Origin of the sequence: Streptomyces sp. NPDC001933 (assembly GCF_042890955.1) — a bacterium.
Classification (GTDB): domain Bacteria; phylum Actinomycetota; class Actinomycetes; order Streptomycetales; family Streptomycetaceae; genus Streptomyces.
Genome location: NZ_JBIASS010000035.1, coordinates 1 through 26,281, shown reverse-complemented (window position 1 = coordinate 26,281; position 26,281 = coordinate 1). Strand labels below are relative to the sequence as shown.

Below are 26,281 nucleotides of genomic sequence, written 5' to 3'. Positions count from 1 at the left end.
AGAACGGTTGGAGGAGCTGGCGCACTTGAGTATCCGCAGAGGCCGCCCGGGGGATTCTTCACGACAGGTCCCTCACCAGTAGATCGAGCGTGGCCTCCTCATGAAGTGCGACGCCGAGGGCGGTCATGGCAGGGGCGAGGCCCGGGTCCCAGTCCGCGTCGACCGGGCGGCCGTCGAGGGGTAGTTGAGGTATGCCCTCCGCCTGGCTGTCAGCGGCGAGGCGTTCGTAGTCCTCGGCGTCCATGCGCCACGGCAGGGCTTCGTAGCGGCGGATGATCCGGTTGGCCAGAGCGATGCCCGGCCAGTCGAAGTCGCCGTGGTAGACGAAGCGGCAACCGGTGGCGTCGAGGGCGTCGAGCAATGTGAGGACCACCGTGGCGGCGCTGCCGGAGGTGCAGACCAGAGGCTTGGCGCAGGCCGCGTCGGCTGCGGCTTCCACGACGCGCGGGTTTTCGCAGATGTGGACCACAGCTCCGGCAGGCAGTTGGAGATGCATGTCGAGCAGATCGCGCGGTGACAGGTGGGTCTCGGCGTGATGGGCGGCCCGCTCTCGCAGTGACCTCTCTCGCCAGCCCTCGCCGACGGGCCGCAGACCGTAGGTCAGCACCGTGCTGGAGACCTCGTCCGGCGTTACGGAGACCAGCCGCCACAACGCGCGCCGGCCGGCCGCGTTGCTGGGGAGGTCAGTGTCATGGGCCAGGGCGACGCCGCGCTGGACGAGGCGGGCGAGCCAGGTGCCGTCGTCCAGACCGTGCGCCGAACCGGTCGTCGTCGCGGCGAGTTCTCCTCGGCCTCGCGTGCCGGTGCGTTCCGGGTCGAGCAGCACGGCGAGGACGTGGACCGCCTGCTGGAGCGTCCGTACCGCCGCTTTGGGTGTCACCCCTCTCGGAACGCCGGTGCGGCGCAGCACGGCGTACCACTGCCGGGTCCACTCCTGCCCGGCGAGCGGAGAGGCGTCGAGAGACGTGGTGAGCGAGGACCACAGGTACCGGCGCTGTGCCTCGTCGTCCTCGCGGGCTGCGCGGCGGTCGGTGAGGGGAGGACCGAGTTCCTCCAGAACCTTCCTGAGTCCGAGTCCTGCGGCCGAGGTGTGCAGGCGTTCATCGAGCGCGTCGAGCCGCACGGTCACGGTCGTACCTGTGAGGGGTTTGCCCAGCAGGAGTGACAGGTCGTTCCGTTCCTGCGAGCTCACCGCGGTCAGCCGGAGAGAACCGGTGCACTGCACCCCGTTGCCTTCCAGGCGTTTGCGTACCGCCCCCCAGAGCCGGGCGAGACCTGGTCCTGCCAGCCAGTCGCGTGTGGCGGCCGGGAGTGCGCTCATACCGATGCCAGACGCCGATGCCGACCGTTCCAGGTGTAATGCAACGTGGCCACGCCGCGCACATGGGGGTCGCGTAGGCACTCGTAGATGTGCAGGGACGGAACCTCTGCCCAGTTGCCCATCAGCCGCTCGCTCGTGAGGACGAAGTCGAGATCGAGGTCGACGAGGATGCGGCCCAGCCGCCCGTGGGTGGGTTCGTCGACCTTGGCAAAGGCGTCGTCCAGGAGGATCAGCCGAGGCGCGTGTGGTGCCGACTCGGCGAGGCTGGTGAAGTGCGCGGCAGCGGCTGCGAAGAGCACGAGGTACGAGAGCACACGCTGCTCTCCCTGGCTCAGTCCGGTGCGTCCGGTCAGTTTCCTCCTGCGCCCGGGGGCCGCGTCCTCGACCACGAAGGTGTGGAAACGGAACCATGCCCGGTAGTCCAGCGCGGTCCGCAGATGGGCCGTGTAACCGGCCGAAGGGTCGGCACGGCGGGCATCCTCGATACGGCGTTGCAGTACCTCGCGCAGCTGTTCTGTCTGCTCACGTGTCCGGAGACTCGATGGACTGCGCAGCAGCTCGACGGCTGCCCGCACATCCGCATCCACGTCCTCGTCGAGCTTCCACAGCAGTTCTACGCCGAGACCGTGCGAGGTCCGTACGGTCTTCAGGGTCTCGTTGAGAGCCGCGACCAGATTGGCCGCGGTGATGACCTGGGCGGAGAGGTGATCGCCGAGCTCGCCGGTCAGGAACCGCTGGAACACCTCGCTCTCGCGCTCGGTGAGCCGCCCCCTCGCCTCCGCGGACTGTACGGCGATCCGCTCGCCCACGACCGCGACATCATGGGAACCGTGGTCGTCGAGCAAGCGGCACACCTTGATGCCGTCGCGTTCCTCAAGCTGCGCGTCGTATCCGCCCGCCAGTTGGTCGCGCAGCGCCGTGTGCCGCTTGAGCAGGGTGTCGTCCGAGACCTCGCCCCTCGAACGGTCGAGGGCCTGCTCCACAGTGTCGGCCAGTGAACGCAGCGCGCGCAGGCGGTCGCGGACGTCCGAACCGGGGTTGTCCGAGACGTGGTCGGGCAGAGAGGACCGGTCCAGTCCCGCCCCGTTGACGACCTCCGGGCGGTCGAGAGCCGCGCGGAGGATGCGACCGGTGTCGATGACTGTCGTCTCCTGGTCCGCCAGATCCTCGCGCAGGCGCTTCTCTTCTTCCTCCGCACGCACGCGCCGATCGCGGAGTTCGCTGCGGGTGCGCTCTGCTGCTGGGATGGCGCCGGCGGCGTTCGCGATGCGTTGCTTGGCGTTCTGCTCGCGGGTGAGGATCTCCTCTTCGGACGATCCGACGGCCGCCTCGCGGGTCCGCAGATCCTGTTGCGCGGTGCGCAACTGGTGGAGCCGAAGCCGGTAGTTTCCTTCCGCCTCCAGGCTTCCCTCTCGGGCACGCTCGTACCGCCCGTCGTCCGCCTGGCTTCCGCCGAGCCGCCCGACCGTGCCGCTGACCGCTCTGCGCAAGTGACCGATACCGCTGAGCAGGGCCGCCAGTGCGGTGCGTACGCGGTCCAGGGAGGTGGCGTCGGTGGGCAGGTCATGGGCGGTCGCGGTGGCATCCGCCTCGGTACGCGCCGACACGGCGAGAGCGCGGGCCTCCTCGGCCAGCCGTGCCGCACGGGTGGCCTTGGCGGTCAGGTCCCGCAACGCCTTCTCGTCCGAAGTGGTCCTGCTCCAGGCGTTGGAGAGCTGCCGTGCCCGGGGAAAGTCCCGTTCCGCGAGCGTGAGGGCACGTCGCCTGGAATCGGCCGCAGCGAGTTCGGTACGGGCGTCGGCCAGCCGCTGCTCCGTCTGCGCGAGTCGGTCCTCCAGCTCGGCGAGGGCACGCCGCCGGGTCTCGGCGCGTACGGCTGCTCCCACGTACTCGGCGACGCTTTTGTGGTGTCGGCCGCGCAGGGCCCCCAGCTGCCAGCTTCCGTCGAAGTGGACCGCGCTGGCAGCGGCGGTCTCCGAGGCCGGTACGAGCGCGATGGCGGCCAGCAGGCGCTCCACCTGCTCGGACGTGACGCCGCACCCCGGCTGCGCGGCCGGGCGCAGGGCTGAGGCGAGGGTCTGTGGTCCCGACGACATGGGGCCTGTCTGGAGAAGGGTGTCCCGGGTGAGGGGGTCGAGAAGGACCCCGTCCGCGCCGACCCAGGCGTCCAGGATTCCGCTCGCCTCCAGCGCCGCCTCCAGACCGGCCCGGCTGGCAGAGGTCACGTGCTCAGCGAAGTCCACCAGCCGGTAGAAGGGTGCTCCACCGGCCGGATTCCTATCGGCGGTGCGGTGGTAGGGGGTTGGAGGCTCGGGGTCGGTACGTCGCTCCCAGTCCTGCTTCTCCTTCGACAGGCGGTCGATCTCCTCGCCGAGTCGGCTGACGTTGAGCGCCAGCGCATCGCGGTGCCGGGTGAGGTGATCGGTGTAAGGCTCCAGGACCGCATGGGCCGACTGCCGCGCGCGGGTGTCGATGTCGGGCGGCAGCGTGCGCTCCGAGAACGGCGCGTCAGAGGCGGTCTCACTGGCGACTTCGGCGAGGACGGCGTCCAGGGGCGGACAGCCGGGCCCCGTTGCGGTCCGCGTGCGTTCCACCCATGCGGCGACCTCGTCGGCGTACTCTCGGCTCTCCTCGGCGACTTTCTCGCGGCTCTCTTCGAGACGGCCGGCGGCCTCCTCCGCCTCGCCCTCCAGCCGTTCCCGCTCCGTGTCGGCCTGTACCGCCCTGGCGCGGGCCTCGTCAGCCTGCGAGGAAAGACGGGTCACCTCCTGGACCACCCGTGTCCGGTTCCGTACGACAGCTTCCGCATCCTCCAGTTGCCCCTGCCAGGACCGTAGCCCGGCCTCTGTCGTGGTCGTGTCCACGCGGACCACCGGCCGGTGCCGCACGGTCTGCGGTACCCCGTCCGGGCTGGTCAGCTCCGCCTGCGCCGCCTGGGAGCGGACCGTGCGTGGCAGGGCCACCGCGTCGCCGAGATGGCCGGCGGGAAGCCTCGCCTTCTCCGCCTGGGACAGCAACTCCCGGTGCTCGGTCCCCAGCTCGGTGAGCCGGCTCCCCAGGTCTTCGACACCCTCGGCCAGTCGTTCGGCCGCGCCCCCTTGCGCCTCGTGCGCGTTCAGCAGGGCGGTGAAGGCGGTCATGGCCGTGGCGTGCAGGGCCTCCATCGTGCTGCGGCGTTCCGACAGTTCGCGCAGGCTGCGGTAGGCGTGACTGGCGTGCAGAGCGGCAAGCTCCGTCCGGGCGGTCCGTTCCTCCTCATGCAGGGTCACCAGCCCGGCTTCCGACTCCTCCTCCCGCCTCTTCAGGTCGCCCGTTCGCTGCGCGGCGTCCCCGGCCGTTCGGCGTCGTTGGGAGAGGGCGTCCAGTTCCCTGCTCACGTTCCGGGCCGAAGCGCGCAGCACTCCGGCGAGGTAGCGACGGTAGTCGGCGAGGAACGTGCGCAGCGCCGCGTCAGTGCGTTCCAGGCGGCCGAGTTCGTCCCGTACCGCATCCAGGTCATGCAGGTTGCGCGCCACCTTCTCGACCACCTCCTCGTCGAGCCCCGGCAGGGTCTCGCTCAGCAGCGAGGCCAAGCCCCCGTGCTCGATGCGGTCCCCGACCGTGGGGCGCCGCAGCCGGTGGAGGAGCTGGGTGAGGTTGCGGTAGCGCGTCGCGTCGGTGATGCCGAAGAGGTCCCGGGCCACGCGAGCACGGTGGCCGACCGCGCGGTCGGTCGCGTTGTCGGGGCCGACGATCGCCTTGAGCCGGTCGACGGGGAGCGGCTTGCCCGCTTCGACTAGGTGCAGGTCCTCACCGACCCGCAGCGGGGTGACGAAGAACGTCGGCAGCGCCCTCTGTGTCGACTTCGAGGCACGGATGGCGGCACCGAGCGTCAGGTAGCGGTGGTCACCGCCCTCGTTCGTACCCCGGAACTCCACCCACAGGTAGCCGAGGCGGTTGGTCTGCTCGAAGCCGTCCAGCATCAGCCAGGCAAGCGTCGTCCGCCCGGTGCCGGTCGCGTCCAGTGCCCGGGAGTCGCCGTCCAGCAGATACGGGAGCAGCATTTCGAGGGCCTTGGACTTCCCCGCACCGTTCTTGCCGCGCAGCAGTAGTCGCCCGTCACCGAAGGCGAACTCCTGCTTGTCGTACTGCCAGACGTTCTGGATGCCCGCGCGGTGCAGCCGGAAGCGGGTACCTGCTGTTGTCGTCGACGGGCCGGATCGCGGCAGCGGGACGAGGCCACGTGCGACGGCGGTCATAGCGGCAACTCCTGCTGTGCGTCGGTATCTTCGCGGATCGAGTCGGCCGTACGCACGGTGACGCGGGTGGCGTAGCGGGCCGCAGCGGCGAGCAGCACCCAGCCCTCGCCGCCCGGCCGGGCTCCCCGGACATCGGTCACCTGGCGCCCTTCCGGCAGCTCTTCGGCGTACCTCTCCGGCAGCCCTTCCCCCTCGGCCCGCATCGGGCCGGCCGGGGCCAGCAGCCGCATGCGGGCCAGCAGGTCCAACACGGCTTCCCGCAGGGCGTGGAGATCGTCCAGATAGCCGCGCTGCCAGTTGCTGCGGCCCCCGTACTCGGCGACCAGGTCAGCCAGCAGCTCATCCACCAGGCCGTCCGGAACGGCCACCCCGACGACGAGGACACCGCCGGTCGCCGGATGTCCGGGATCGGGCGGACGAAGCCGTTCAACGAGCCGTTCCACCAACAGCAGTGCGGCCTGGGCGACCGTTCCTGTGCCGGGAAGGTGGAGATCGGTCAGCTCCTCCTCGGGGTCGACCAGCGCCACTCCCTCGGCGCGGATCTCCGTCTCCAGACCGAGGAGTTCGAGGAATGCCTGGGCTTCCCGGCGCTGCCGGGTACGCAGCCAGTCGCGTTCGGCATCGGTCAGTTCGTCGAGGTGGACGACGGGTGTTTCGACAAGCATCCGGCGCACATAGGTGCGAGGTCCTCCGAAGCCCGGGTCCGCTGCCCGCCGGACCAGATCGGCGCCGTCCCGGGACTGGGCGAGCGGTCCGGCGACAACGACGCGGGCGAGCTCTCGGTCCACCGTGATCAAAGCCTCCCCGCTGGCTTCCTGGGTGATAGCGGCCACCTGGCCCTCCGTCTCGATGAGTACGCCCCACTCGACCAGCTGGCGCAGAGCTGCGACCAGGGTCCGCTTCCCGGCCGCCCGGCCCGTCTCCTCCAGTTCGATGGCCGCGTCGGCCGCCGCGGCCCGGATATCGGCGACCAGCTGCGACAACAGCATCTGCTCGGGCGCGGTCACCAGCACGGACAGAGCCAGCGCGAGACAGGCGTACGTGTGCGGAGTGAAGGGAGTGCCGGTGGACCGCACAAGCCTGTGTCCCGCCTGAGCTCCCAGCCCGGCCTTGAACAGCCGGGCATAGGAACTGTCGACCAGGAGGCGATAGCCGAGCACCTGCTGGAACCGCTTGCCCAGCCAGTCAGCGTGCCTGCGGACCAGAGGGAAAAGGTCGGCGTGCGGGCCGTCCGACGTGACCAGCGGATGAGCGAGCAACAGCCGGGCGGCGGTACGGCGTTCTGCTGCCAGGGCCACGTCATGGGCGGAGGGGAGGGTCATGACACGCCCACCTCCGCCTCACCGTCGACCAGGGTGGAGGCCCGGCCGATAACAAGCTCCAGGTCGTCTAGGAGCAGGTCCCCGTCGGCCGAGTGGAGGAGCGTCCGGGCGCCCGCCGTACGTTGCACAGTGAGCCCAATGCCCAGATCGGCGTCCTCGCTCCACGCCGCGTCCAGGCCGAACCCCGGCGCCCCCTCCCTGTCCGTACCGGCGCGCCGCTTGAGCTGCGCGTTCCCGAGCGCCGTGGCCAGCAGTTCCAGGAGCAGGCTCAGCGCCGCTGAGGTGAGCCGTACGTCGTCGAAACGGCCCGAGGCGCTACGCAGCTCGTCCGCCGCCGCTTTCCTGGCCGCCGCCCGCTCACGCGCGTCCTCCCGGAGCCGGTGCTTCTGCGCGGAGTGGTCCTCCACCGACGCCGTCCGACCCCGCTGCGCGCGGCTGCCCCTCTCGCGAAGCGCGACCGGGACCTCGACTACAGGGCCGGTCCACCAGCTGGTGTAGGCGGGCACCACCTCGTCGGTGGCGGGTGGTATGCCCAGGTGGCGGGCGCCGTACAGCCCGAAGGCGGCGACGGCGATGTCGTGCGCATCCTGCGGCGCGGCCTCATCGAACCATCGGGCCAGCCGCAGCAGGTCCCGGCGCCGTGACATCTCCCCGGTAGCCGAGCGCAGCATCCGCTTGGCGTTGGCCAGCAGCGACTGGAGCGCCCGCAGGGTGGCGTCCCGCAGTTGATCGACCTGGCTGCCCTGACCATCGGTGTTGCTGAACCAGCCGCGCAACCCGTGCCAGTCCGCAAGCTCGCGCCCGCGGCTGCGCTGCACCCGGGTCTCCGAGCGGCCTTCGCCCTGCGGAGAGATTCCGGAAAGGCCCTGGGCGTGGGCGTCCAGCCGGTCCAGCAGAGCCGGAAGGTGCGGCCAGAGCGTGTCCAGTGCCGCTGAGATCCGGGGCGCGCGGAAGGCCACGTCCTCTGTGATCGCCTCGACGTAGTCCAACAGCATTTCCTTGAAACCCTGATACTCGGCACTGTCCAGGTCGTACCGGGCGAGCACCTGGCCGAGGTAGGCATAGAAGTCCCGGATGGAGTCCGCGAACTCGGCGAACTGCACGAACAGCGTACTGACCCGCTCCAGACCGTCCTGCGGAGCGATACCGCCCGGCTCGGACACTAGCTCGGCCAGCTCCCGGAGCCCGCGCTCGACCAGGGCAAGCAGCTCGTTGCTCACCTCGCGGGCGGCCTCGGCCTCGGCCAGCACCCCGTCGGCGTCCCGCTGCACCCGCTCACCCAGCCTCGACAGCTGGTAGCGCGCGCGGGAACGCTGGTACTCGGTGATGCTGGACGCCTTCACCGTGTGGCTACCGCGCAGCAGGTTGCCCCACCGCTCCAGCTGTTCCAGCCGGGCCGTGAGGCTGTCGGCGTCGAGCCCCGCACCTGGCCCGCCGGACTCACGCAGCTTCGCCATGACGTCCGGGACGGCCAGGTCCGCCAGGAGCGTTCCGCAGAAGACCCGCATGATCGCGATGTGCTCCAGCCGCTCCGGGGCGCTCAGGTAGGCGTACGCGTCCAGCCGTCTGCGCGTCTCGTCGTCGCCGGGTTCCGGCGGCGTGCCGGGTGCGGGTTCCTCCATGCTTGCGAGGCTACGTGGAGCATTCGGCTGTTGTCGGGGTGTGGCTGGAAATGCTCCGCGACCACGCTGAGGTGGCGACCGGTTCTCCCCGGTCGCCAACGCTCCAGCACCAGACGGGAAAGCAGGCGGGATCTGCGCCTTTCATTCGGCCTTCGGCGACATCAACCATGCCTCGGCGCCACGGCTTTGGCCAGATCGCCCATCTCGTCCCCCCGTTGCGGCTGTCATGGTCTGTCTTCGCAAGCACACTATGACGGTGTCCTATGTGGTGAGTCGGAGGAGTCGCTTGTAGCAGCAGAGCGCGGCGGCGAGGCCGAGGAAGGCCAGGTAGTTGCGGGGGTGGCGTTCGTAGCGGTGGTTGAGTCGGCGGTAGCCGGTCAGCCACGACATGGTGCGTCGATGACCCATCTGCGGCGTCCGAGCCGTTCGCTGGATTCGATTCCTTTGCGGGCTATGCGGACGCCTACACGTTTTCCGCGCAGTCATCTCCGCAGGTCGGGGATGTCGTATGCCTTGTCCGCGTGGAGCTTGCGGGGTTGGTAGTGCCAGCCGCGGTGGGGGTCGTGTCTCGTTTGGAGACCGGCGACCATGGGCTTCAGACCTTGGCTGGCGGACGAACCTCACCTTGCGGCAGTTCGCCCCGCTGTTCGGGGCTTCCAAGTCCGCCGCGGACCGGATCATCACCCGCCTCGGGCCCTCGCTCGCCTTGCAGCCTCGCAAGAGGTTCCGGAGAGGCCCTGTGCTGATCGTCGACGGCACCCTGGTCCCCACTCGTGACCACACGATCGCCGAGCAGTCGAAGAACTACAAGGGGTGCTATGTGGACGGTTACCCCAGCACTGTCAGAGGGGTCTGGCAAGATCCTGAGGAGTCGATGAGGGGGATTCATTGTGGGCGAGCACCTACGTGTTGGCGAAGTCTTCCGCTACGCGAGTGGCAAGGACCCGAAGCCAACCTTCATTGAGGGCTTCCGCAACTTCCACCACGCGACCTACACGCCGGGAGCGAAGCGCGCGCTGCTGGAATCGGGCATCAACGGTATGGCCCGGTTGGTAAAGGGTGCAGGTTCGGGACGCCGCCCGTTGGTCCTCATCCGGTCGAGCCCATGGAAGGCCGGCAGCGAGCAGACCCCTTGGCACGATGTCTTCGACATGGACAACGGCCACGTTCGCTACTTCGGCGACCACAAGGCGGCCCTAGCCGTAGCGCCCGGGGCCACGACCGGCAACGCGGTTCTACTGGAGGCCTTCACGGCCCACCAGGCGCACACCCCTGATGAGCGGGCCTGCGCCGTCCCTCTGATGCTGTTCCGTTCGGTATCTCGCAATGGAAAGCCGAAGGGGCATGTCGAGTTCTGCGGTCTCGGTGTGATGGAACGCGCTGAACGGCTCGTGCAGTGGAGCGGTCACGAGCGGAGCACATTCGTCAACTACGTCTACGACGTCGCCCTTTTGGACCTCACTCCCGAGAACGACGAGGTGCCCTGGGACTGGATCAGCCGACGTCGGGACGCAGACGCTACGGATGACGAGACACTGCAACTGGCACCACGATCGTGGCGCGAGTGGGTCAAGCACGGGAACTCGGCCTTGCCGCGGCTACGCCGGCGAGTGGCGCGCGCCCGCGTCACGAAGGTCAAGGACCAACGCCCCTCACCGGGCAGCGCAGACGCCGTCGATCTGGAGAAAGTCTACAAGCGGTTTGATGGGCGCAAGCATGACTTCGAGGCATTGGCATCTGCTGTTGCTGCCCGAGTGCTCAGAGGATCGGGACACAGCTATCTCGAAGGGTGGTTGACCCGCAGGTCCGGCGACGGCGGCGCGGACTTCGTAGGGCGCCTCGATCTCGGCAACGGGCTCGCGGGGACTGGACTTGTCGTTCTGGGCCAGGCCAAGTGCATCAAGCCGGACAGCTTGGTGTCTGCCGAACAGATCGCACGGGTGGTCGCTCGTCTTCGCCGAGGATGGATAGGCGTATACGTCACCACCGGATCGTTCTCAGAGCCAGCGCAACTGGAAATGGTCGAAGATCAGTATCCAGTGATCCTGGTCAACGGTCTAGACCTGGTGCGCGAGCTTCGCCAAATGGCCCGTGATGATCACGGTGGTGACTTGCAAGCCTGCGTTGAGCATATCCTCAGCGGCCATGAGACAGTCGTGACCAATCGTCGGCCGGAAGAAATTCTCCTGGAGTAACTGGTCATTTCGAAATGAGGTTCGGAGTCGTCTCAAGCAGATGATGCTGCAGGCGAGTTGGAGGAGCCCGAGGTGGAGGTCGGCTCGTATCTCGTAGCGGATCCGGAGGCGTTTGAACTGGTGGAGCCAGGCGAAGGTCCGCTCCACGACCCATCTGGTCTTGCCCAGGCCGGATCCATGGGCGGTGCCCTTGCGGGCGATCTTCGGTGTGATGCCACAGGCTCTGAGCAGACGTCGGTACTTGTCGTAGTCGTAGCCGCGGTCGGCGAACAGGCGCCGTGGCCGGTGACGGGGCCGGCCGACCAGACCGCGAATGTGGGGGATGGTGTCCAGCAGGGGCATCAACTGGGTGACATCGTGCCGGTTTCCGCTGGTCAGTGACACCGCGAGGGGCGTCCCACGCCGATCGGTGATCAAGTGGTGCTTGCTGCCAGGGCGGCCGCGGTCGACCGGTGAAGGTCCGGTGTGAGCCCCCCTTTCAGGGCTCTGACGTGGGAGCCGTCAATCGCGGCATCGTCCATCTCGAGCAGTCCGGTCTTACGGAGTTGTGCCAAGAGGACCTCGTGCAGGCGTGGCCACACGCCAGCCTCGGTCCAGTCCCGCAGACGCCGCCAGCAGGTCACTCCGCTGCAGCCGATCCTCTCGGCCGGTACGTCGGCCCAGGTCACACCCGTGCGCAGGACGTAGACGATCCCACGCAAGGCAGCGCGGTCATCCGCCGGCAGCCGGCCTGGGCACCGCTGACGCCTCGGCGGGCGGGGTGGGAGCAGCGGGGCGACACGATCCCACAGATCATCAGGCACAAGATCATCCGACACCCGCAGAAGTCTGCCGTCCACCAACCCAACTGCCAAGCCCTGAGCCAATCTCATGGCTCTGCACGAGGCTACAGCTACCACGACGGCTGTTCCGTTCTGCATGGTCGCGGTGGCGGAAAAGGCTGAGGAGGATCTCCGGTGTGGACCAATTCCTGTACTCAGATGCGACGCCGGTTCGGGCGTGAACGCCACCTACCTGGGCCGCCGTTGGCTGCCGATCTCGGATCTGTTGCCCTTGTTGTGGTGACGTACTGCGCGTAGCGACGACGTGCGTCGGTCAGGCTCTCCGCTCCGTTGGGGCCGCCCCAGACCTCGTCGGCGTTCGGGTCGTCCTGGCCATCGTCTTCCCAGCTGCACTCGTCACAGATCTGGAATTGTCCGCGGGCTTCCAGCGTCAAGAGCTGGCAACAGGGACAGGCATACGGACCGCAGCCGGGTGGGCTGGCTCTGGGCGGTTCTTCGGGCGTTGTCACGCGTCGAGTGTTGCATGATCCGCGAGGAAGCTCTGGGCTGGTCGCTCATTCTGAAATGATCAGTAAAGGGGCGACCCTACATACCGGAAGCCTGATCGTTCCTCAGTCGCGAGGGTGGGGAGAGTCGTCGTGCCAGTCAGGCCGGTCTCGTCGGTCCAGTCGAGCCGCTACTTCTCAAGGCTTGAGCTCGCCCGTCCGGATCTTCTCCACGCAGGCCGGGCAGTACGCCTTCGATGAAGGCTTGATGCGCCTGCATCCTTTGCACGTCGCCCTCTTCGGAGCGCCCGGGCTGCCTCCGGAGACACCGACGAGGTTCTGAATCTGCTGGCGCCAAGCCGGGAAGTGCGTGCTGTCTGTCTCCTTGATGGCCTCCGCGTCCGGGTCCGGGCTCGCCAGAGCCCTCATCAGGCCCGCGCATGGCGCAGACAGCTCACAGGGGAGGCCCCACTTCCTCTCGTCCCGGGAGGCCGGCCCGACGCCTGACACCTGATGCCGCGACAGTCAGACACGCGGTACTGCGCCAGCCCGAAGCCCCCAAGCCCCATTCCCTCAAAGGGGTTGCTGCCGGATCCCGATGTTCCATGCCTCGCTCGATTGGCGTACCGTCACCGAACTGCCAACGTTCTAGGGTGGGATGACGCAGGCCGATCGGGGAGAGGACAGCGTCGGGTGGTCGCGGGTGATGACGACGAATGGGTCGAACGGGCGGTATGCCGTACTGCCGATCCTGAAGAGCTGTTCGTAGAAGGTGCAGCCCAGAACAGGGCGAAGGCTGTCTGCAGCGGCTGCCAAGTGCGCACGGAGTGCCTTGCCCATGCCCTCGATCAGCGGATCGAGCACGGTGTGTGGGGAGGCATGACGGACCGGGAACGACGCGCACTCCTGCGGCGGCGCCCCACGGTGACGTCGTGGCGAAAACTGCTGGAGGCAGCCCGCAGGGAGCACGACCGGTCAGCACGTTCCGGAGACGGTCCGGGCTGGCAGGCAACTGGCTGACGCGGAGCCCCGCAGACGGTCCCCATGAGTGCCGCGTCCAGCACCGTGCCCAGGGAGGTTTCCATGCAGGCGGCGCGGCCGGGCCACAGGCGGTCGGTGTGCCGGACCGCTCCGGCGAGTGCTTCGGCCAGTTCCGGAGCCAGCGCTCGACGGCCCGCTCTCCGGGCCCAGCGACCGTACGCACGGTGTGGCGGAAGGGCAGTCGCAGCAGCACCAGGGCCAGCGCGAGACCGGCGGCAGCCGCGCATCGTCGTCTGTGCCGATGGAGTACGCGAGCACATCCAGACGGCACGAGGCAAGCAAACCGCCCGATTTCAGTTTGGCGGTCCTGTTGGCACGTCGGTTAGCGCAGATGCTGTGAAGACCGACCTGGAGCTGGCCCGTCAGGAATTTGCATCGCTGCGGACCGAGCGCGACAAGCTCAAAGGCGACCAACGTCAGCTCGGCCATCAGCTCGCTCAGGTGGCCGTCGGCGACCTGAGCGCCCGAATCAATGGGCTGACCCACCAGAGCGAACGCTTGATCGCAGAACGGGGCACGCTGGAGCGGACGAACGCCGAACTGGAGGCCAAGTTGACCGAGGCGGAGGAAGAACTGGGAGCCGCGCGTACCAGCCTCCGCCGAATGATCCGATTCGAGAACGGATCACAGACACCATGACGTCTGCAACCCTGGTGGCTTCGGCTACCAGGCTGCACGCGGTGAAGGAGTGTTGGCGGCTTCACCCGGACAGTGAACACTCATACGATCCGCTAACGCGAGGACATGCCTTGAGTATCAGCGACCGTAGCCGACCCGACGGCACCCCCTACCCCTACATCATCCGCTGCCGCTTTCCTGGTAATCCCACCAGCAGGGAATGGGGGTATGAGACGAGGGAGCAAGCGGACCGCCAACGACAGGGCATCACTCGCATGTTCCAGAACGCAGGCCAAACCGCCACAATTACCCTCCTTACGCCCAATGACGTTCAGCGCTTCCGTGTTGGCACAAAGGACGCACCATCCATGCCACCGACCATCACCCTCCGCCGAAACAGATCCGCAGCCCAACCGGCGGCGCCCGCCCCAGCCCCAGCCACGGGCACACGATGGTCGGCCGGCAAAGTCATTGCCGCGACCACGGGAGTCTTGGCTGGCGTCATCATCGTCGCTTCAGCCATTTCCGCCGTCGATGATGACGCCCCCTCGACCGCTAGAGATGTTCCCTCCGCGTCCACTGGTATTGATGATGCTGACGACCCGCCCCTCACTGACGAGGATGGCAGTGTGGGCGAGAGCAAGCGGCTCTTGGCACTGGATCTGGCATGGCTGTCCATGACCAATGCAGACCGTCGTGAAATGTGCAGGCGATACCAAGCTGACCCTGACGAAGCGGTATCTGCATTGTTGAATGCCATCGAGGAAAGCGACAGCCTGTCCCCAGCGCAAGCACATGAGCTGTTCTCAACCAACTGCACCTGAAAGAGACTGTTCGCGATAGCAGTCGAGATCGAAACAAACCGGTTGTGGGCGGGGGGAGACAAGTCGTAGAGCATGGGCACTGGCCGCATTGGAAATCGTCTTTGAACCTCGTTACGAGCCCGTCCTATGCCGAACCTGATCGAGCACATGCTCGAGTAGACCGGGCACGTTCGCTCCGCCGAGGACGATCTGACGGTCCAGCAGACGGTTTCCTGTCTCGCATGATGTCTCGCTGACGAGTGCACATCCGTGGCACGCCGACATATTGAGCTGCGATGAGCCTTGATGGTCACTCTCGATGCACACGGGGTCATTCGAGCAGACATCTGCGTCACTCAAGGCGGCCAACAGCAGCGGGATGATCTTGTTGGGTTCGCCCAGTCGAACGAGTCCGCCGAGCGTCCCCTGCGCGTCGCCGGCGGCCGTGTAGATCAAGATGCCCGCAGTGCGATCTCGGCGATCGGAGTTGGCGTAGATGCGCTCCTGAAGTGCCGCCGACGAGTAGCCACTGGCGAACGCCAATCTGCGGATGAGTAGATGAGCGATCGTGTGCAAGGCGATGAAGCGTGGCTCGGGTACGTCCAGGCGGTGAGCCCACTGACTCGACTGCCGCCGCTCCACCAGGATGCCGGCCCGTTTGCGGACTTCCGGCAGGATTTCCCATTCGGAGATCCGGTCCTCGTCGAACCGGAGGAAGATTCCTTCGCCGAACATCTCGACGGCCGGGTATACCGGCTTTCGCCTTCGGTCGGGACCGAGGTCGGCGGGGATGAAGTCAGCCTCGGCGTTGTGACGCCGAAAGCCGCGAAGCGCTCTGACCTCCCGGACGCGACGCACCTGGCCCACGCCGACGAGTCGGCCGGTTAGTGCCGACGGCCACTTCGACTCTGCGGGTACCTTCCAGCCGTCGACGACGAAGTCGCCGGCGCCGTGATCCCTGCCCCTCTCGAGTTTCTTGAGGAAAGCGGCCCACTCGCCGTCCTTCAGATCGAGGAGCGGAGTATCTGAAGAGTCATCGCCACCGGCCGCGAGGCTGAGGACATCCTCCGTCGTCACCCCGATCTCGTCTGCGATCCACCCGGCCACCATTTCCGCTTGCGGACCTCCGTTGTCGGCGACCACCTTCTCGAAGTAGACGTGGCTGCGGACGCGATCCGCCTTCGCCGCGGACTGCGGGCGTTCCTCGGGGATGTCGAGCGCCGAGAGGCGTTCGGCGATGTAGTTGCCGGTGGCACCGCGCTGGACGGCGGTGAGGCGATGCTCGCAGGCATTGTCGGGCTTCTGTTCCTCCCACGGTTGGATGCCGTCGCAGCGGATGTTGTCGCGGTGCAGCGACGCTTTGCCGACCAGTTCGGAGAGCGGACGGGACCGCTTGCACCCGTTGCAGTGGACACGGAGAGAGGACAGACCCTCCCCGTATCGTGACGAACGCTCGAACTTCAGTTCCTTGTACGCGCGACAGAACCGCACAGCGTCGGTGACACCTTCGTCATTGCCGCGGTGCGCCCACTTGAACCAGGGAACGTCCTGGATGTGGCTGCCCTTCTCGCAGACGGCGACGTAGCGCATCGGCACGAGCAAGCCGCCGCACTCGCATTTGTTGCTCCAGCGGCCCTTGTTCTTGCCGGTGAGCTGAGAGAGCTTCGTGCACCGCTCGCAGAACCGCCAGGCCGGGAAGCGCCAGTAGAGCAGATGCGCCGTCTCCCTGGCGGCGCGACCCGCATGAGCGGGCGCCTGCCGAAGGACGCCGGCACCCAGCCGCGCGAGAAGTCGTTCGCAGCTGATCTCGGGAGAGTACCGACGCTCCCACCACGACGTATCGGGTGCGATCAACGATTGCCCGAGTACATCCACGATGGCCCCTACACCGAACGGTGTGATCGTCTCCGAGAGACGCAGGTCATGCAGGATTCGCTCCACGGCCGACCCCTCCTTCCAACGGCTCACGTACCTGGACGGCGACGTTCGGCTCGACGGATCGCATCGAGTCGGCGACGAGCCATCCTTCCCTGCGTTGCCCGAACCGTTTCAGCAGCGCCTCATCGTCCGGTTTCCCGTAGTCGTACAGCAACGAGGTTCCGACCTCGCGTGCGAGCCTTGCGCGGCGATCCCACTCGTGCAGGAGGTGCCACACCTGTTGCTCGGTCTCCTCGGCTTCGATGTGCTCCGAGCGGCTCACCAGGTCGACGAACGTCGCGACGAGCCTCTGGATCGCGCCACGCATTCGGCCGTTGTCGAGGTCGAGACGGGACGCGGAGTCGTTCGCGGCGAGAGCGGGCACGGAGTGCCTCAGCAGTGCCACGAGGGCGCCTGCCAACGACCGATCGCGGGACGCCGTCGACCACGGGGTGACGCTGGTCGGCTCGACGTTGCGGTAGAGCGCCTCGTGGTAGGCGCGGAAGGTCTCGAAGTGCGACCGGTCACGCGCCCGGTTCGACCGGAACAACGTCGTGACGATACCGTTGTTCTCCCCACGGCCGACCCGGCTGGTGGCCTGGATGTACTCAGCGGTTGTCTTCGGCTGGCCGACCATCAGCATCAGGGCGAGGCGGGGGATGTCGATGCCGACCGACAACATGTTCGAGGAAAGGACGACGTCGATGGCCTGATCGGTGATATCGGCACTCCGGCCAAGCTCACGCAGATCGTTTGGGAGCTCCTCCGGGCCCCGCCGGCTGGTGAGTTCCAGGACGCGGCCAGCTCGGACACGACGCAACGGCAGGCTCAGACGGTTTGCACGCGGTTCCAGCCGTCCGTTCACGTCATCGACCACCAGCGTGCCCGAGCGGCCGAGCTCGCGAAGACTGTTGTGGTACATCACGGCCGTCCAGTAGGAGTCCCGCGTCGTACCCGGATCGGGTTGCTGGGCCAGCACCTCCGGGATCTCGATCAGGGGTGCGGCTGCGGAGACGACTGCAGACATCTGTGAGAGGGACTGCGGCATCAGGCCGATGTACAGGCGGCCCTCGCCGTTCTCCACAGGGCGGGAGAAGAAAGTTCGATCGCCGTGCAACCCCGCCGGCGGGTAGAGCGCGACGCCTCGCCCGTACAGCCCTTGGACCTGTTCCTCGGACGCGCGGATCGTGGCCGTCGAGGCGATGATCTTGGGTGCCGTACCCCCTCTGTTCAGGAGCATCTGGATTACGGCGTCGAAGACGGCGACCGTCGTGCCGAGCGGCCCCGACAGCAGGTGTAGCTCGTCTTGGATGATCATCGACGGCTGCCGGAACGGCGTATCGAGGCCGAGGAGGCTGCCTGCCTTCGTGTTGAACTGGAGGCGGGCGAACTTGTCCACGGTCGCAAGCAGGATGGTCGGCGGCTCCTCGTACAGGACGTCGTCGACCACGACCACGGGGAGTTCGCCCTTGAATCGGCAGCTACCACTGGTGCAATGGATGACGACGTCGTTGCCGTCGCGACGAAAGCCGTATCGATCCAGATCGTGCGACCTCGACTCGGGCAGAAGCGCGGCCCCGCACCACGGACAGCTCTCGATCTGGAACCCGTTCGCCTCCTCGGGCCTCGCGGCCTTGTGCAGGCGATCGAGGGCGGATTTGGCATCCGCCCTCGTACGGGGGGTGACCTCATTGCCGACCCAGAGCCCGATGGAGAACCGAGGCATGCCCTTCGCCCGCCGGTCATCGTGTCGGAGAAGCTCCATCGCGCAGACGAGCGAGGCCGCCCGCTGAAACTGTTGGGACGTCAGGAGACGGAGAGTGTATCGAGTGATCACCGCGGTTCCGGCGCCCTGTGTGCCATGAATGATCCGGCGACGGAAGATTTCGATGGCCGCCAGGCCTAGGTACGCCTCCGTCTTTCCACCACCGGTGGGGAACCAGATCAGATCGACGAGTTCCCGGTCGTCGTGTGTCTCGTCGACCGTGGACGCCAGAGCAACCAGCAGGAAGCCGAGCTGGAAAGGGCGCCATCGAGGCTCTTCCACCCTGTCCGGCTCCGCGCCACGCTTGACCGAGGTCTGGCGCATCTGCAGTCGCATTGCAGCCATGCCCAGCGCGAAGGCGCTTCTCAGCCCTTCCTGCTTCGGGTCGCGCAACAGGTCGACGCCGACTTCCATGCGGCCCAAGGCCTTACGAGCGCGGTCGGTAATCGATCGCGCGGCCGAAGCGTCGGCTCCGAAGCCGTCGACACAGCCCTCCTGCTCCGAGACCCAATCGGAGAAGGCCCTGACGAACTCGTCCAGCATCGGCACGATCTCGCCCGGCCGCGCGTCGATCAGTGACAGATTGTCGAGACGAAGCGCCTTTGCGGCCTCGGACTCGGTATCGAACCCGATGGTCTCGACTGCGGGGACGACGAACGCCGGCACAGGGTCAAGGAAGACACGTGTGCACTCACCGTCTTCGAGCTCCCAGTCGGCCGCCATGCCGTGGCCTACTGCGTAGACCTTTTTGTCCCGGTAGCGAAGTCGCAGTTCTGTCGACTCGTCGTCCAGATCGAACGACCTCGACGTGTCGTACTCCAGGAACCGCCCACCAGGTGCAGGCGTCACGTTGAGCGAGACCTGAAAGAGCATGCGACCAATGTCGAGCCGGTCGTTCCCCGTCGACTCCGACCGCACACGTGCGTGGACCGTCACGAGATGGGCGTCGCCGTAGGGGCGCCATCGCGATCCGATCTCGATCGAGACGTCACCCGCTTCAAGCGGTTTCGGAGGGATCTTCTGGGCGAGCTCCAGTTTGTCTTTCCCGAACTGGAACAGGCGGCGTCGCCAACGTGGAGGTCCGTCCCCGGTGATCGGTTGGTAGGTCCCTCCCGAGAAGTCACAGAAGACCGTGGGCCGGTCGGTGACGAAGGAAATCGCGACGGACGAGGGGCGCCAGTCCTCGGCGAGCGGCACGCCTGCGCCGCCTTCCTCAACGTCTCCCGGGACCACATCGGCTTCTACATCACGCTCTTGCTCGGCCTTCTCGGGGCCGGGCGCCGACGATCCGGACGGGAACAACATCCCGACGGCGTACTGACGATCCGGCCTGTTGAAAACGACCTCGTCGTCGCCGCCGTCCGGTCCGACGTAGGCCGCACGAAGGTGCTTCAGCGCGCGCTTCTGCGCCCTGGTCAGGATCATCGCGTCACCAACCGCTGTCGGACGAGTTGCTGGAGGCGTCGCCTGTCGTCTTTGGACGCGAGGATGTGCAGCGAGACACGAGCGCGTGTCACCGCGACGTAGAAGGCCGCCGTCCCGGTGTCGTCGAAGACCGGGGGCAGGTTGCAGACGATGACGTGCTCCGCTTCCAGGCCCTTCGCGTACCTCGGGCTCGTCATGACGAAGCCGTCGGTCGTCACGGTGGGGGCGGCGCTCGACGTCGCGTTGATGATCCAGATGTCGTCTCTGCGGGCTCCGTCGGCTACCAACCGCCCGGCCACGGACTCGGCCTGGTCGATGTCGGAATCCCCGTCGGGCGTGTGCCACTGGACCTTCTCCCCGTGGACGATGCCCGGGTCTCCGACATCCGCTCCGAGGTACTCCTGAACCATGTGCACGATCGCTCGGGTGTTCCGGACGTTGAGGTCCAGGTCGACAGAGAGTGCCTCGGGGGCGATGAGCTCGAAGACGTCCTCGTCGAAACCTCCGTCGACGTGAGCCTGGTTGTTCATGTCGAGGAACATGCGCCACCGGCCCGCGGCTCGTCCACCGACGACGACCGCGTCGAGTGTGTCCATCTCCTCGGCGGTCATCAGGTCCTGTGCCTCGTCGACGAACACCGCGTCGTAGGCCTTGTCCGGTCCCAGCTGTTCGAATGGGATGAGGGCGATGCCGCGATCGACCACGTGTGGAGCGAAGAATCCCAGGAGCTCCGGAGAGCGGAACGTGATCAGTACGGATCGTCCTTGATCCGCCTCCTGCTTGGCCGCCTCGACCAGGACGAGCGACTTTCCCGTGCCCGCGCCGCCGAACACCATGACCCGGGGGTTGCGCGCCAACGAGGCGAGGACTCTGGACTGGCCCGCCGTGGCGCGGTTCTGCTCCTCTATGACCGCTCCCCGCTGGGCATCGATCACGGGCATCCTCGTGAACTCTCCGAACAGGCGCGCCCGCAAGTCCTCGGTCCTTGCGAGTTTCCGGCCAGCGGGTGGCGTCCGTGCGGCCTTCGCCACTGCGTTGAGAGCACCGGCCAATGCCGTGACGCTCATGTCGTCCTTGGCCAGCCAATGGGTCGGCTGCCATTCGATCGCGTGTGGAGGAGCGTCGACGTCGGGCGTGATGACGATGGCCTCGTGTGCGAACCAGCCGATGCCCTCCTCTTGGAGGATGTCCCTCAGCGCGTACATGGCGGACTGCGACTGTTCCATCGGCGAGCCGGACAGCTTGTGCCAGTCGTTGCGTCGGTCGACGCTGTACCAGACTCCGTCGTGCTTGCTGACCCCTCCGCCCTTGGCCTCGACGACGATCACGACCTTCTTCCACAGAATGACGAAATCCGCCTCGGCCTGCTGCTTGTAGGCATGGGAGCGCAACTTCACCGAATGGAAGGCGACTGCATCGGAGTCGCCGTCGACCTCCCGCAGCAGACGGGCGATTCTGCGCTCGGCATCGCTGACGGCGTTCCGCTCGATGTCCTTCAGATCGGGAACGAGGATCATGCGCGCTGCTCCTGCCAGAGGTCTTCGTACTCGCGGTACCCGAGCAGCTCGGTGACGTCCCCGAAGTTGTCCGCCATGTCCACGATCAGGCACTCCTCCTTTCCACCGTTGGCAGGGCCGCGGAGGCCACGACCAGCCATCTGAATGTAGGCGTTCGGGCTGAAGGTCGGGCGGGCGATGTAGAGCGCGCGGACGCCCGGCGCGTCGAAGCCCTGGATCAGCAGATCACAGTTCGCAAGAACGCGGATTTCGTTGTCCTTGAATCTCGCGATGATGTCGCGGCGCTGCTGCCTACCGGTCTGTCCGCTCACCGATGCCGCTTCGATGCCGCGATACTGCAGCGTCGCGGCGAGTACCTGGGCCGAAAGGACGTTGGGGGTGAAAACCAGCACCGGCCAGTTCTCGTCCAGGCTCATGATGTGCTCGACGAGGATCGACATGCGGGCCTGGTTCTGGCCGATGCGCTCCAGAACGGTCGGACTGATCCTTCGCTGTCGTGTGGCTTCGGCGATTTCCTCCGGTCGGAGGTCGACCTTGATGCCGTCCAACACCTCGTGCTGGACCCGTGCGAGCACTCTGCGCTCAGCGAGTTCCTTGTAGGCGTTTCCCTCGAAGGCTCTGAGCTTGCGGTTGCCGAACCGGCTTGCAAGCGCGGCGGTCGCCGTCTCGGACGTGCCCTTGAACGGCGTCGCGGAAAGGCCGACCAGGGGGCGTTCCCAGCCGCGGCCGGCCACCCCGAGCCAATTCAGGATCCGCGTGTACAGCTCGGAAGCGCCCGCGCGGTGCCCCTCGTCGACGATGACCGCCGATGCATTGCTGAGCCATTCGTATTCGGCGTCGCCGAGTATGACATCGAGTTTGGCATCCGTCGCCACGATCACGCTGAACTCGGTGTCAGGCTCGTGTACGCTGCCGTTCTCCCACAGACGCCCGACCGTCAGCGGGCGCTCGTCCCCGAGCCCCCGCCACACCGTGCTCCAGGTCTGCACGGCCTGTTCACAGAGCTCCTGCGACTGTGCGATCCACAGCACCGGGCCACGAAGGCCCTTCTCCATGAAGAGCCTGAGCACGGTCTCCGCTGCAACGCGAGTCTTGCCCGCACCGGTCGGGAGCTCCACCATTGCCTTGCGATGACGACCATCCGCCTCACGAAGCGTGAGCACGGCACTGAGCTGCTGGCTGATCTCCTGCTGGAAGTCGTGGAGGGGGTCGAGTTTCACGGCACCGGGGACGATGAACTCATGCGGCCGGTGTTCTGTGCGACGACCGGCGTACTTGGCTGAGAATCCCATCTTCCTCAGCCACGAGATGGTCGTCGCGCCACCTGCCCATTTCGTGGGAACGTCGGGAAAGCCGACCTCCCGGAACGGATCGGCGAGCAGCCTGATCGAGTCCGAGCCATACACCTTGAGGAAGAGATCGGGGACGGATGTGCGGTCATCGACCAGACCCTGGGCCGCGAGCGCTGGCCAAAGCCCCTTAGGAAGGGCGTCGCGCAGGTCGTCCGGGCCGAAATAGACATCAAGCCGCTCTGCGTCGGTCGACGCGGCCTTGGCCTCCTGCCGAAGTGTTTGGAGTCGATTGTCCAGGCCCGTTTTGAGGACTCCCTCGAGGTCCGCATTCGTGAGGCGCAGGTCGAAGGCCTCGTTGACGATGCCGAGGAGCCGGCGCTCGTCGGCATCACCGCGAGCCACCAGATTCAGCCCGTCAAGGTGCCACTGGAGTGGTTGGTCCTCGACACCGTTCTCCGTGGTCACACGCTTGACCACCTGGATCGCCCGTGTGATTGTCGCGTTGACCAGTCCGTCGGCGGCGTGCGTGCTCCGGAGCCCGGTGAAGACGTCGACCACCCGCTCGCTCTCCTGGTCCCCTTCGATCACCATCGAGAACGCGAAGCTGTCGTCGAACCGGCGGCAACCCACGGACTTCAGGAGTTCGTCTACCTGATTGTCAGTCACCCTCAGGTAGGGGCGCTGGCGTGTCGAGAGGTACTCCTCCTGATCGTCCGTCGTGGCGAGGTACACCGCCGACGGAGACCGCGGCTCGATCGCGCGCTTGACTCTGGCGGGGATGCTGGGGGGGTGGGCGCCCGGATAGGCGATGCGACACGCCGCTCGGATGAATTCGACGAGCACGGTGTTCTCGGTGCCCGGCGCGAACATATCTGCTTCGAGTGCTTCCTTGAGAACGCGAGGTGGCACCGCGTCGAGTTGGTCCGGGAGTTCCAGGACTTCGGCTACCTGCCGTGGCCCTTTGTACAGTGGAAAGAGGTTCGCGTACCTGACGAGAGACGGTGCAACGACCTCGGCCGGCGAGTGAAACCCTCGGTTCGACCGCAGCAGACCGGCACGGTCCGCTGCCCAGCGAATCGGCGGCCGAACAGCGTGAGTCCTGCCCGTGTCGAGATCTTCACAGGTCCAATCGGAGCCGCCGGCTTGAAGCAGCTCGACGGTCCAGGTTTCGCGCAACGGCTTCGACGCCCCGGCGTCACGCAGGATCAGCAATATGGAGAACGGGCCCGGACCCTCATCGGGGTAGAACTCGACGTTCTCGATCGGCCGTTCACCGGGGCCCTGCTTTGCGTTGAGGGTCGCCAGGACCCACTCCCGGTACTGCTCAAGACACGGCTCGTCCTCGACGGAGTAATTCTTCACGGGCTTACTGACGACCCCAAGCTGATGGGCGACCGCGGGCGTGCAGCGTTGACGGTCCAGCGTCCTCTTGGCGTGATCGTCGCCCAAGGGCTCCCCGAGGTCGAAGACCTGGTGCGGCCATGTCCATCCGCCATCGAGGGTCGGGACCTTGACCGTGGTCGAGTGGTGGGCCAATGCCTTCACCGCGGCGAGATCGGATACTCCAATGACGGCGTCCCAGAGTTTGGTGAGTTCGTCGTCGCCCGATGTGCCCGAGAGAACGGCAAGGCGTGCGTTGAGGATCGCGAGCGGGTCCAGGTCCCGGAAACCGGACCTCCTGAGGCCGTCGTCCACCCCGGGCTGTGCCAGGAAACCGGGGGAGACGAAGACCGCTCCTTCGATCTCGATGCCCTCCTCCTGACGCAGGAAGACGGTGCTCCTGTCCTCAAGCGCGCGCATGCCGTCGGTGGTGGGGATCACCTTGGCCCGATCGGTATCAGGCAGGCTTCTGCTTCCGAGCGCGAACTTGAACGCGTTCGCGGCGGACACATCGTCCGCTCCCTCGGCCCACTCACGCAACCAGGAGAGAATCCCTCGTTTCGGCAACGCCCCCAGGGCACGCTTCATATCCCTGTCGTCGCGGCCCAGCAAGCTGTCGGACACCGACGCAGTGAAGACCTGCCGCAGACGCGTGAACCGTTGCCGGGACGTGTAGCACCGCCAATGCGGAACGTCGTATCCGGTGTTCGGAGACTCGATCCACGCTTGATGGACGGCCGGATCGACCTCGACGGCGAAGTCCAGCGGGCGGAGTTCGGCGGCACGCTTCAGGACGCCCGTGGCGTCGGGAACGAGATTGAGGGACGCTGACTTCCGCGGCACGTGTGCGCAGAGCAGCTCGTCGCCGAACGAGAGCTGCTCCCTTCCTCGCGCTGGCATGTAGTCGAGGTGGGCCGCCGGGTCGTCCGGCGTCGCCACCTGCGGCAACATGCCGACGAACATCTCCGACAGCGTTCCGAGGATCTCTCGATTGTAGTCGTTCTTGAGCAGCGTGGTCCTGTCATCGTTCACACTCCATGGAGCGTTGAAGAGTGCCGATGCCGAGGTCTGATCTTGGAGCGGGAAGTAGGACCAGAACCGCCCGATGCGCTGTCGTGCGTGGCGTTTCGGGATCGCCACGGAGACCTTCACCTGTGCACGCGAGACGGCCTCTCCGACCTGCTTTCGAGCGTTGTGCGACGGCTCGTGCATCCGGTCTTCGACGACCCACTCGTCGCCGCCGCCGTTCGGGTCCTCGATCCTGAACACGCCCCCGCCGAGATCGCGAGAGGTGTGACTCGTCTCGAACGCGTCGGTACCGAGTACCCTGAGCTTCACCTCCCGCACGGCACCGGCGAAGAGGAGGAACTCGGAGGAGAACTCCTCCATCTCTCTGCGGATCCGTCCGAGGCTTGACGCGTGTGAGAGTTTCACGACGGTGGACGCCCACTCGGCGAGCTCTGCAAGAACGGGATCCGCGGCGAACGCGGCGACCGGGTCGATCAGGGTCGGGGTGCGAAGGATCGGATGGCGCTTCGCGGTGGGCGTGATCCGGGTGATCTCGCCCCGAGCTGAGGGTGAGTTGAACTCGAACGACACCGAGCGGCTGAACACCTGCGGAACATCCGAAACGGCGAGCACGGACTTGAACCCAAGGCCGAAGCGCCCGATCTCGTCGCCACGCTTGCCACTAAGGTGCGCGTGCGTGATGGCGGTGAGCCCGCTCTTCGAGAACGGGCGACCTGCATTGGCGCAGTAGAGGGTTTGTCCCTCCACATCGAGGACGATCTCGACGCGGCCAGCCGAATCCCCTATATCATCGCCTGCCCCCGACATGGCGTCGGCGGCGTTCTGGACGAGTTCGAGGAGTGTCCGATTGGCATAGCCGCCGACCCGGATGGACTCCTCGTGGTTCGCATGCTCGGAGATGAGGTGCGTATTCGCCTGATAGGAGGCGATGGCCCTGTCGAACTGATCCTTGACCTCTTGCGCAAGGCTCTCGTCCGGCGGCCAAGACTGTCGTGTCATCGTCATGGGCGAGCGCACCTCGTGGCCGGAGTACCGGCGTTGCGACCAGCTATATGCCCGGTCGGATTGGGTTGAACCGCCAAGCGACCGAGCGCCGTCGGCTGTGAGATCGCCACACGGGCAAGGCCTAGAAGCTCCCCCGTCAGGTGGACGCCCAAGCACCCGGTGGCTCGTTCGGCGACGACGCCGACATCCCGTGACCCTGCTCTATACCAGACTTGCAATCCCAGCCCCCACGTTGACGCCGCATGCCGGTCGGACGTGTGGAACGCCGTTTGTCCCGACTACATATGAATCTAGACGACGCGACGGACAAATGTGATGAGAACCAAGACCTCGGGCAGGGGTGATGTGCCAGCTCAGTCCCAGCCAACGGAGTTGAACACGCAGCGACGGGTGGACCACCGCACCCTTGCCTCGGCCCGCCGTGACCATGGCGAGCAGCAGCCCATCACCACGGAGAAGTGACCACGGGGCAGTCCACCACGCGCTCCTCGCTTACGGCTGCCACCTCGGCGGAGTAGGCAATT

General features: G+C 66.7%; 14 protein-coding genes and 3 pseudogenes. 5 read left to right on the top strand and 12 right to left on the bottom strand.

The genetic code is table 11. The features are described 5' to 3' along the window. Nucleotides 1-58: 58 nt before the first annotated feature. The 5 genes and pseudogenes from ACFYY7_RS40995 to ACFYY7_RS40975 all read right to left on the bottom strand — a co-directional run. On the bottom strand, nt 59-1,321 hold the full coding sequence (locus ACFYY7_RS40995) for a TIGR02679 family protein (RefSeq protein WP_388670143.1): 1,263 nt from the start codon (nt 1,319-1,321) through the stop codon (nt 59-61). Beyond that, nucleotides 1,318-5,559 carry a TIGR02680 family protein gene (locus ACFYY7_RS40990; RefSeq protein WP_388670140.1) on the bottom strand — a complete coding sequence of 1,414 codons (4,242 nt, stop codon included), beginning with the start codon at nt 5,557-5,559 and terminating at the stop codon, nt 1,318-1,320. The genes ACFYY7_RS40995 and ACFYY7_RS40990 overlap by 4 nt, the downstream gene beginning before the upstream one ends. Further along, entirely contained in the window at nt 5,556-6,881 is a 1,326-nt protein-coding gene (locus ACFYY7_RS40985; RefSeq protein ID WP_388670137.1) for a TIGR02678 family protein, read from the bottom strand. Before ACFYY7_RS40985 ends, ACFYY7_RS40990 begins: the two co-directional genes overlap by 4 nt. Then, on the bottom strand, nt 6,878-8,503 hold the full coding sequence (locus ACFYY7_RS40980) for a TIGR02677 family protein (protein ID WP_388670134.1): 1,626 nt from the start codon (nt 8,501-8,503) through the stop codon (nt 6,878-6,880). The genes ACFYY7_RS40985 and ACFYY7_RS40980 overlap by 4 nt, the downstream gene beginning before the upstream one ends. 261 nt (nt 8,504-8,764) lie before the next feature. Next, nucleotides 8,765-9,111: pseudogene (locus tag ACFYY7_RS40975) on the bottom strand (transposase); the annotation flags it as partial. Here ACFYY7_RS40975 and ACFYY7_RS40970 point away from each other — a divergent pair. Together ACFYY7_RS40970 and ACFYY7_RS40965 are read left to right on the top strand one after the other, a co-directional pair. Further along, nucleotides 9,108-9,314: pseudogene (locus tag ACFYY7_RS40970) on the top strand (IS5/IS1182 family transposase); the annotation flags it as partial. The pseudogenes ACFYY7_RS40975 and ACFYY7_RS40970 overlap by 4 nt on opposite strands. 79 nt (nt 9,315-9,393) lie before the next feature. Beyond that, on the top strand, nt 9,394-10,698 hold the full coding sequence (locus ACFYY7_RS40965; protein ID WP_388670131.1) for a restriction endonuclease: 1,305 nt from the start codon (nt 9,394-9,396) through the stop codon (nt 10,696-10,698). 15 nt (nt 10,699-10,713) lie between these two features. Here the strand turns inward: ACFYY7_RS40965 and ACFYY7_RS40960 are convergent. The 3 genes and pseudogenes from ACFYY7_RS40960 to ACFYY7_RS40950 all read right to left on the bottom strand — a co-directional run. Next, nucleotides 10,714-11,516, bottom strand: a pseudogene (locus ACFYY7_RS40960) (IS5 family transposase); the annotation flags it as partial. Between the two features lie 158 nt (nt 11,517-11,674). Then, on the bottom strand, nt 11,675-11,989 hold the full coding sequence (locus ACFYY7_RS40955; protein WP_388670128.1) for a CPCC family cysteine-rich protein: 315 nt from the start codon (nt 11,987-11,989) through the stop codon (nt 11,675-11,677). A gap of 624 nt (nt 11,990-12,613) precedes the next feature. Then, nucleotides 12,614-12,829: a hypothetical protein gene (locus ACFYY7_RS40950; RefSeq protein ID WP_388670191.1), complete on the bottom strand. Its 216-nt coding sequence runs from the start codon at nt 12,827-12,829 to the stop codon at nt 12,614-12,616. On the opposite strand from ACFYY7_RS40950, the gene ACFYY7_RS40945 reads away from it, so the two are divergent. The 3 genes from ACFYY7_RS40945 to ACFYY7_RS40935 all read left to right on the top strand — a co-directional run bounded on the left by ACFYY7_RS40945 (nt 12,725) and on the right by ACFYY7_RS40935 (nt 14,448). Further along, entirely contained in the window at nt 12,725-12,985 is a 261-nt protein-coding gene (locus ACFYY7_RS40945) for a WhiB family transcriptional regulator (RefSeq protein WP_388670188.1), read from the top strand. The two genes, ACFYY7_RS40950 and ACFYY7_RS40945, sit on opposite strands and share 105 nt — an antisense overlap. A gap of 357 nt (nt 12,986-13,342) precedes the next feature. Continuing rightward, a complete protein-coding gene (locus tag ACFYY7_RS40940) occupies nt 13,343-13,645 on the top strand; it encodes a hypothetical protein (protein WP_388670125.1) in 303 nt (100 codons plus the stop codon). Between the two features lie 470 nt (nt 13,646-14,115). Continuing rightward, nucleotides 14,116-14,448, top strand: coding sequence for a hypothetical protein (locus tag ACFYY7_RS40935; RefSeq protein WP_388670122.1), 333 nt, complete (start codon nt 14,116-14,118; stop codon nt 14,446-14,448). Between the two features lie 111 nt (nt 14,449-14,559). On the opposite strand, the gene drmB is transcribed toward ACFYY7_RS40935, so the two are convergent. From drmB to ACFYY7_RS40915, 4 genes are read right to left on the bottom strand one after another with little or no spacing between them, the layout of a single operon-like run. Next, complete coding sequence (gene drmB / locus ACFYY7_RS40930) at nt 14,560-16,368, bottom strand: DrmB family protein (protein ID WP_388670119.1); 1,809 nt, start codon at nt 16,366-16,368, stop codon at nt 14,560-14,562. Beyond that, complete coding sequence (locus ACFYY7_RS40925) at nt 16,349-19,534, bottom strand: helicase-related protein (RefSeq protein WP_388670116.1); 3,186 nt, start codon at nt 19,532-19,534, stop codon at nt 16,349-16,351. The genes drmB and ACFYY7_RS40925 overlap by 20 nt, the downstream gene beginning before the upstream one ends. After that, on the bottom strand, nt 19,531-21,051 hold the full coding sequence (locus tag ACFYY7_RS40920) for an NERD domain-containing protein (protein ID WP_388670113.1): 1,521 nt from the start codon (nt 21,049-21,051) through the stop codon (nt 19,531-19,533). The genes ACFYY7_RS40925 and ACFYY7_RS40920 overlap by 4 nt, the downstream gene beginning before the upstream one ends. Further along, on the bottom strand, nt 21,048-25,757 hold the full coding sequence (locus ACFYY7_RS40915; RefSeq protein WP_388670110.1) for a sacsin N-terminal ATP-binding-like domain-containing protein: 4,710 nt from the start codon (nt 25,755-25,757) through the stop codon (nt 21,048-21,050). The genes ACFYY7_RS40920 and ACFYY7_RS40915 overlap by 4 nt, the downstream gene beginning before the upstream one ends. Nucleotides 25,758-26,281: the final 524 nt, after the last annotated feature.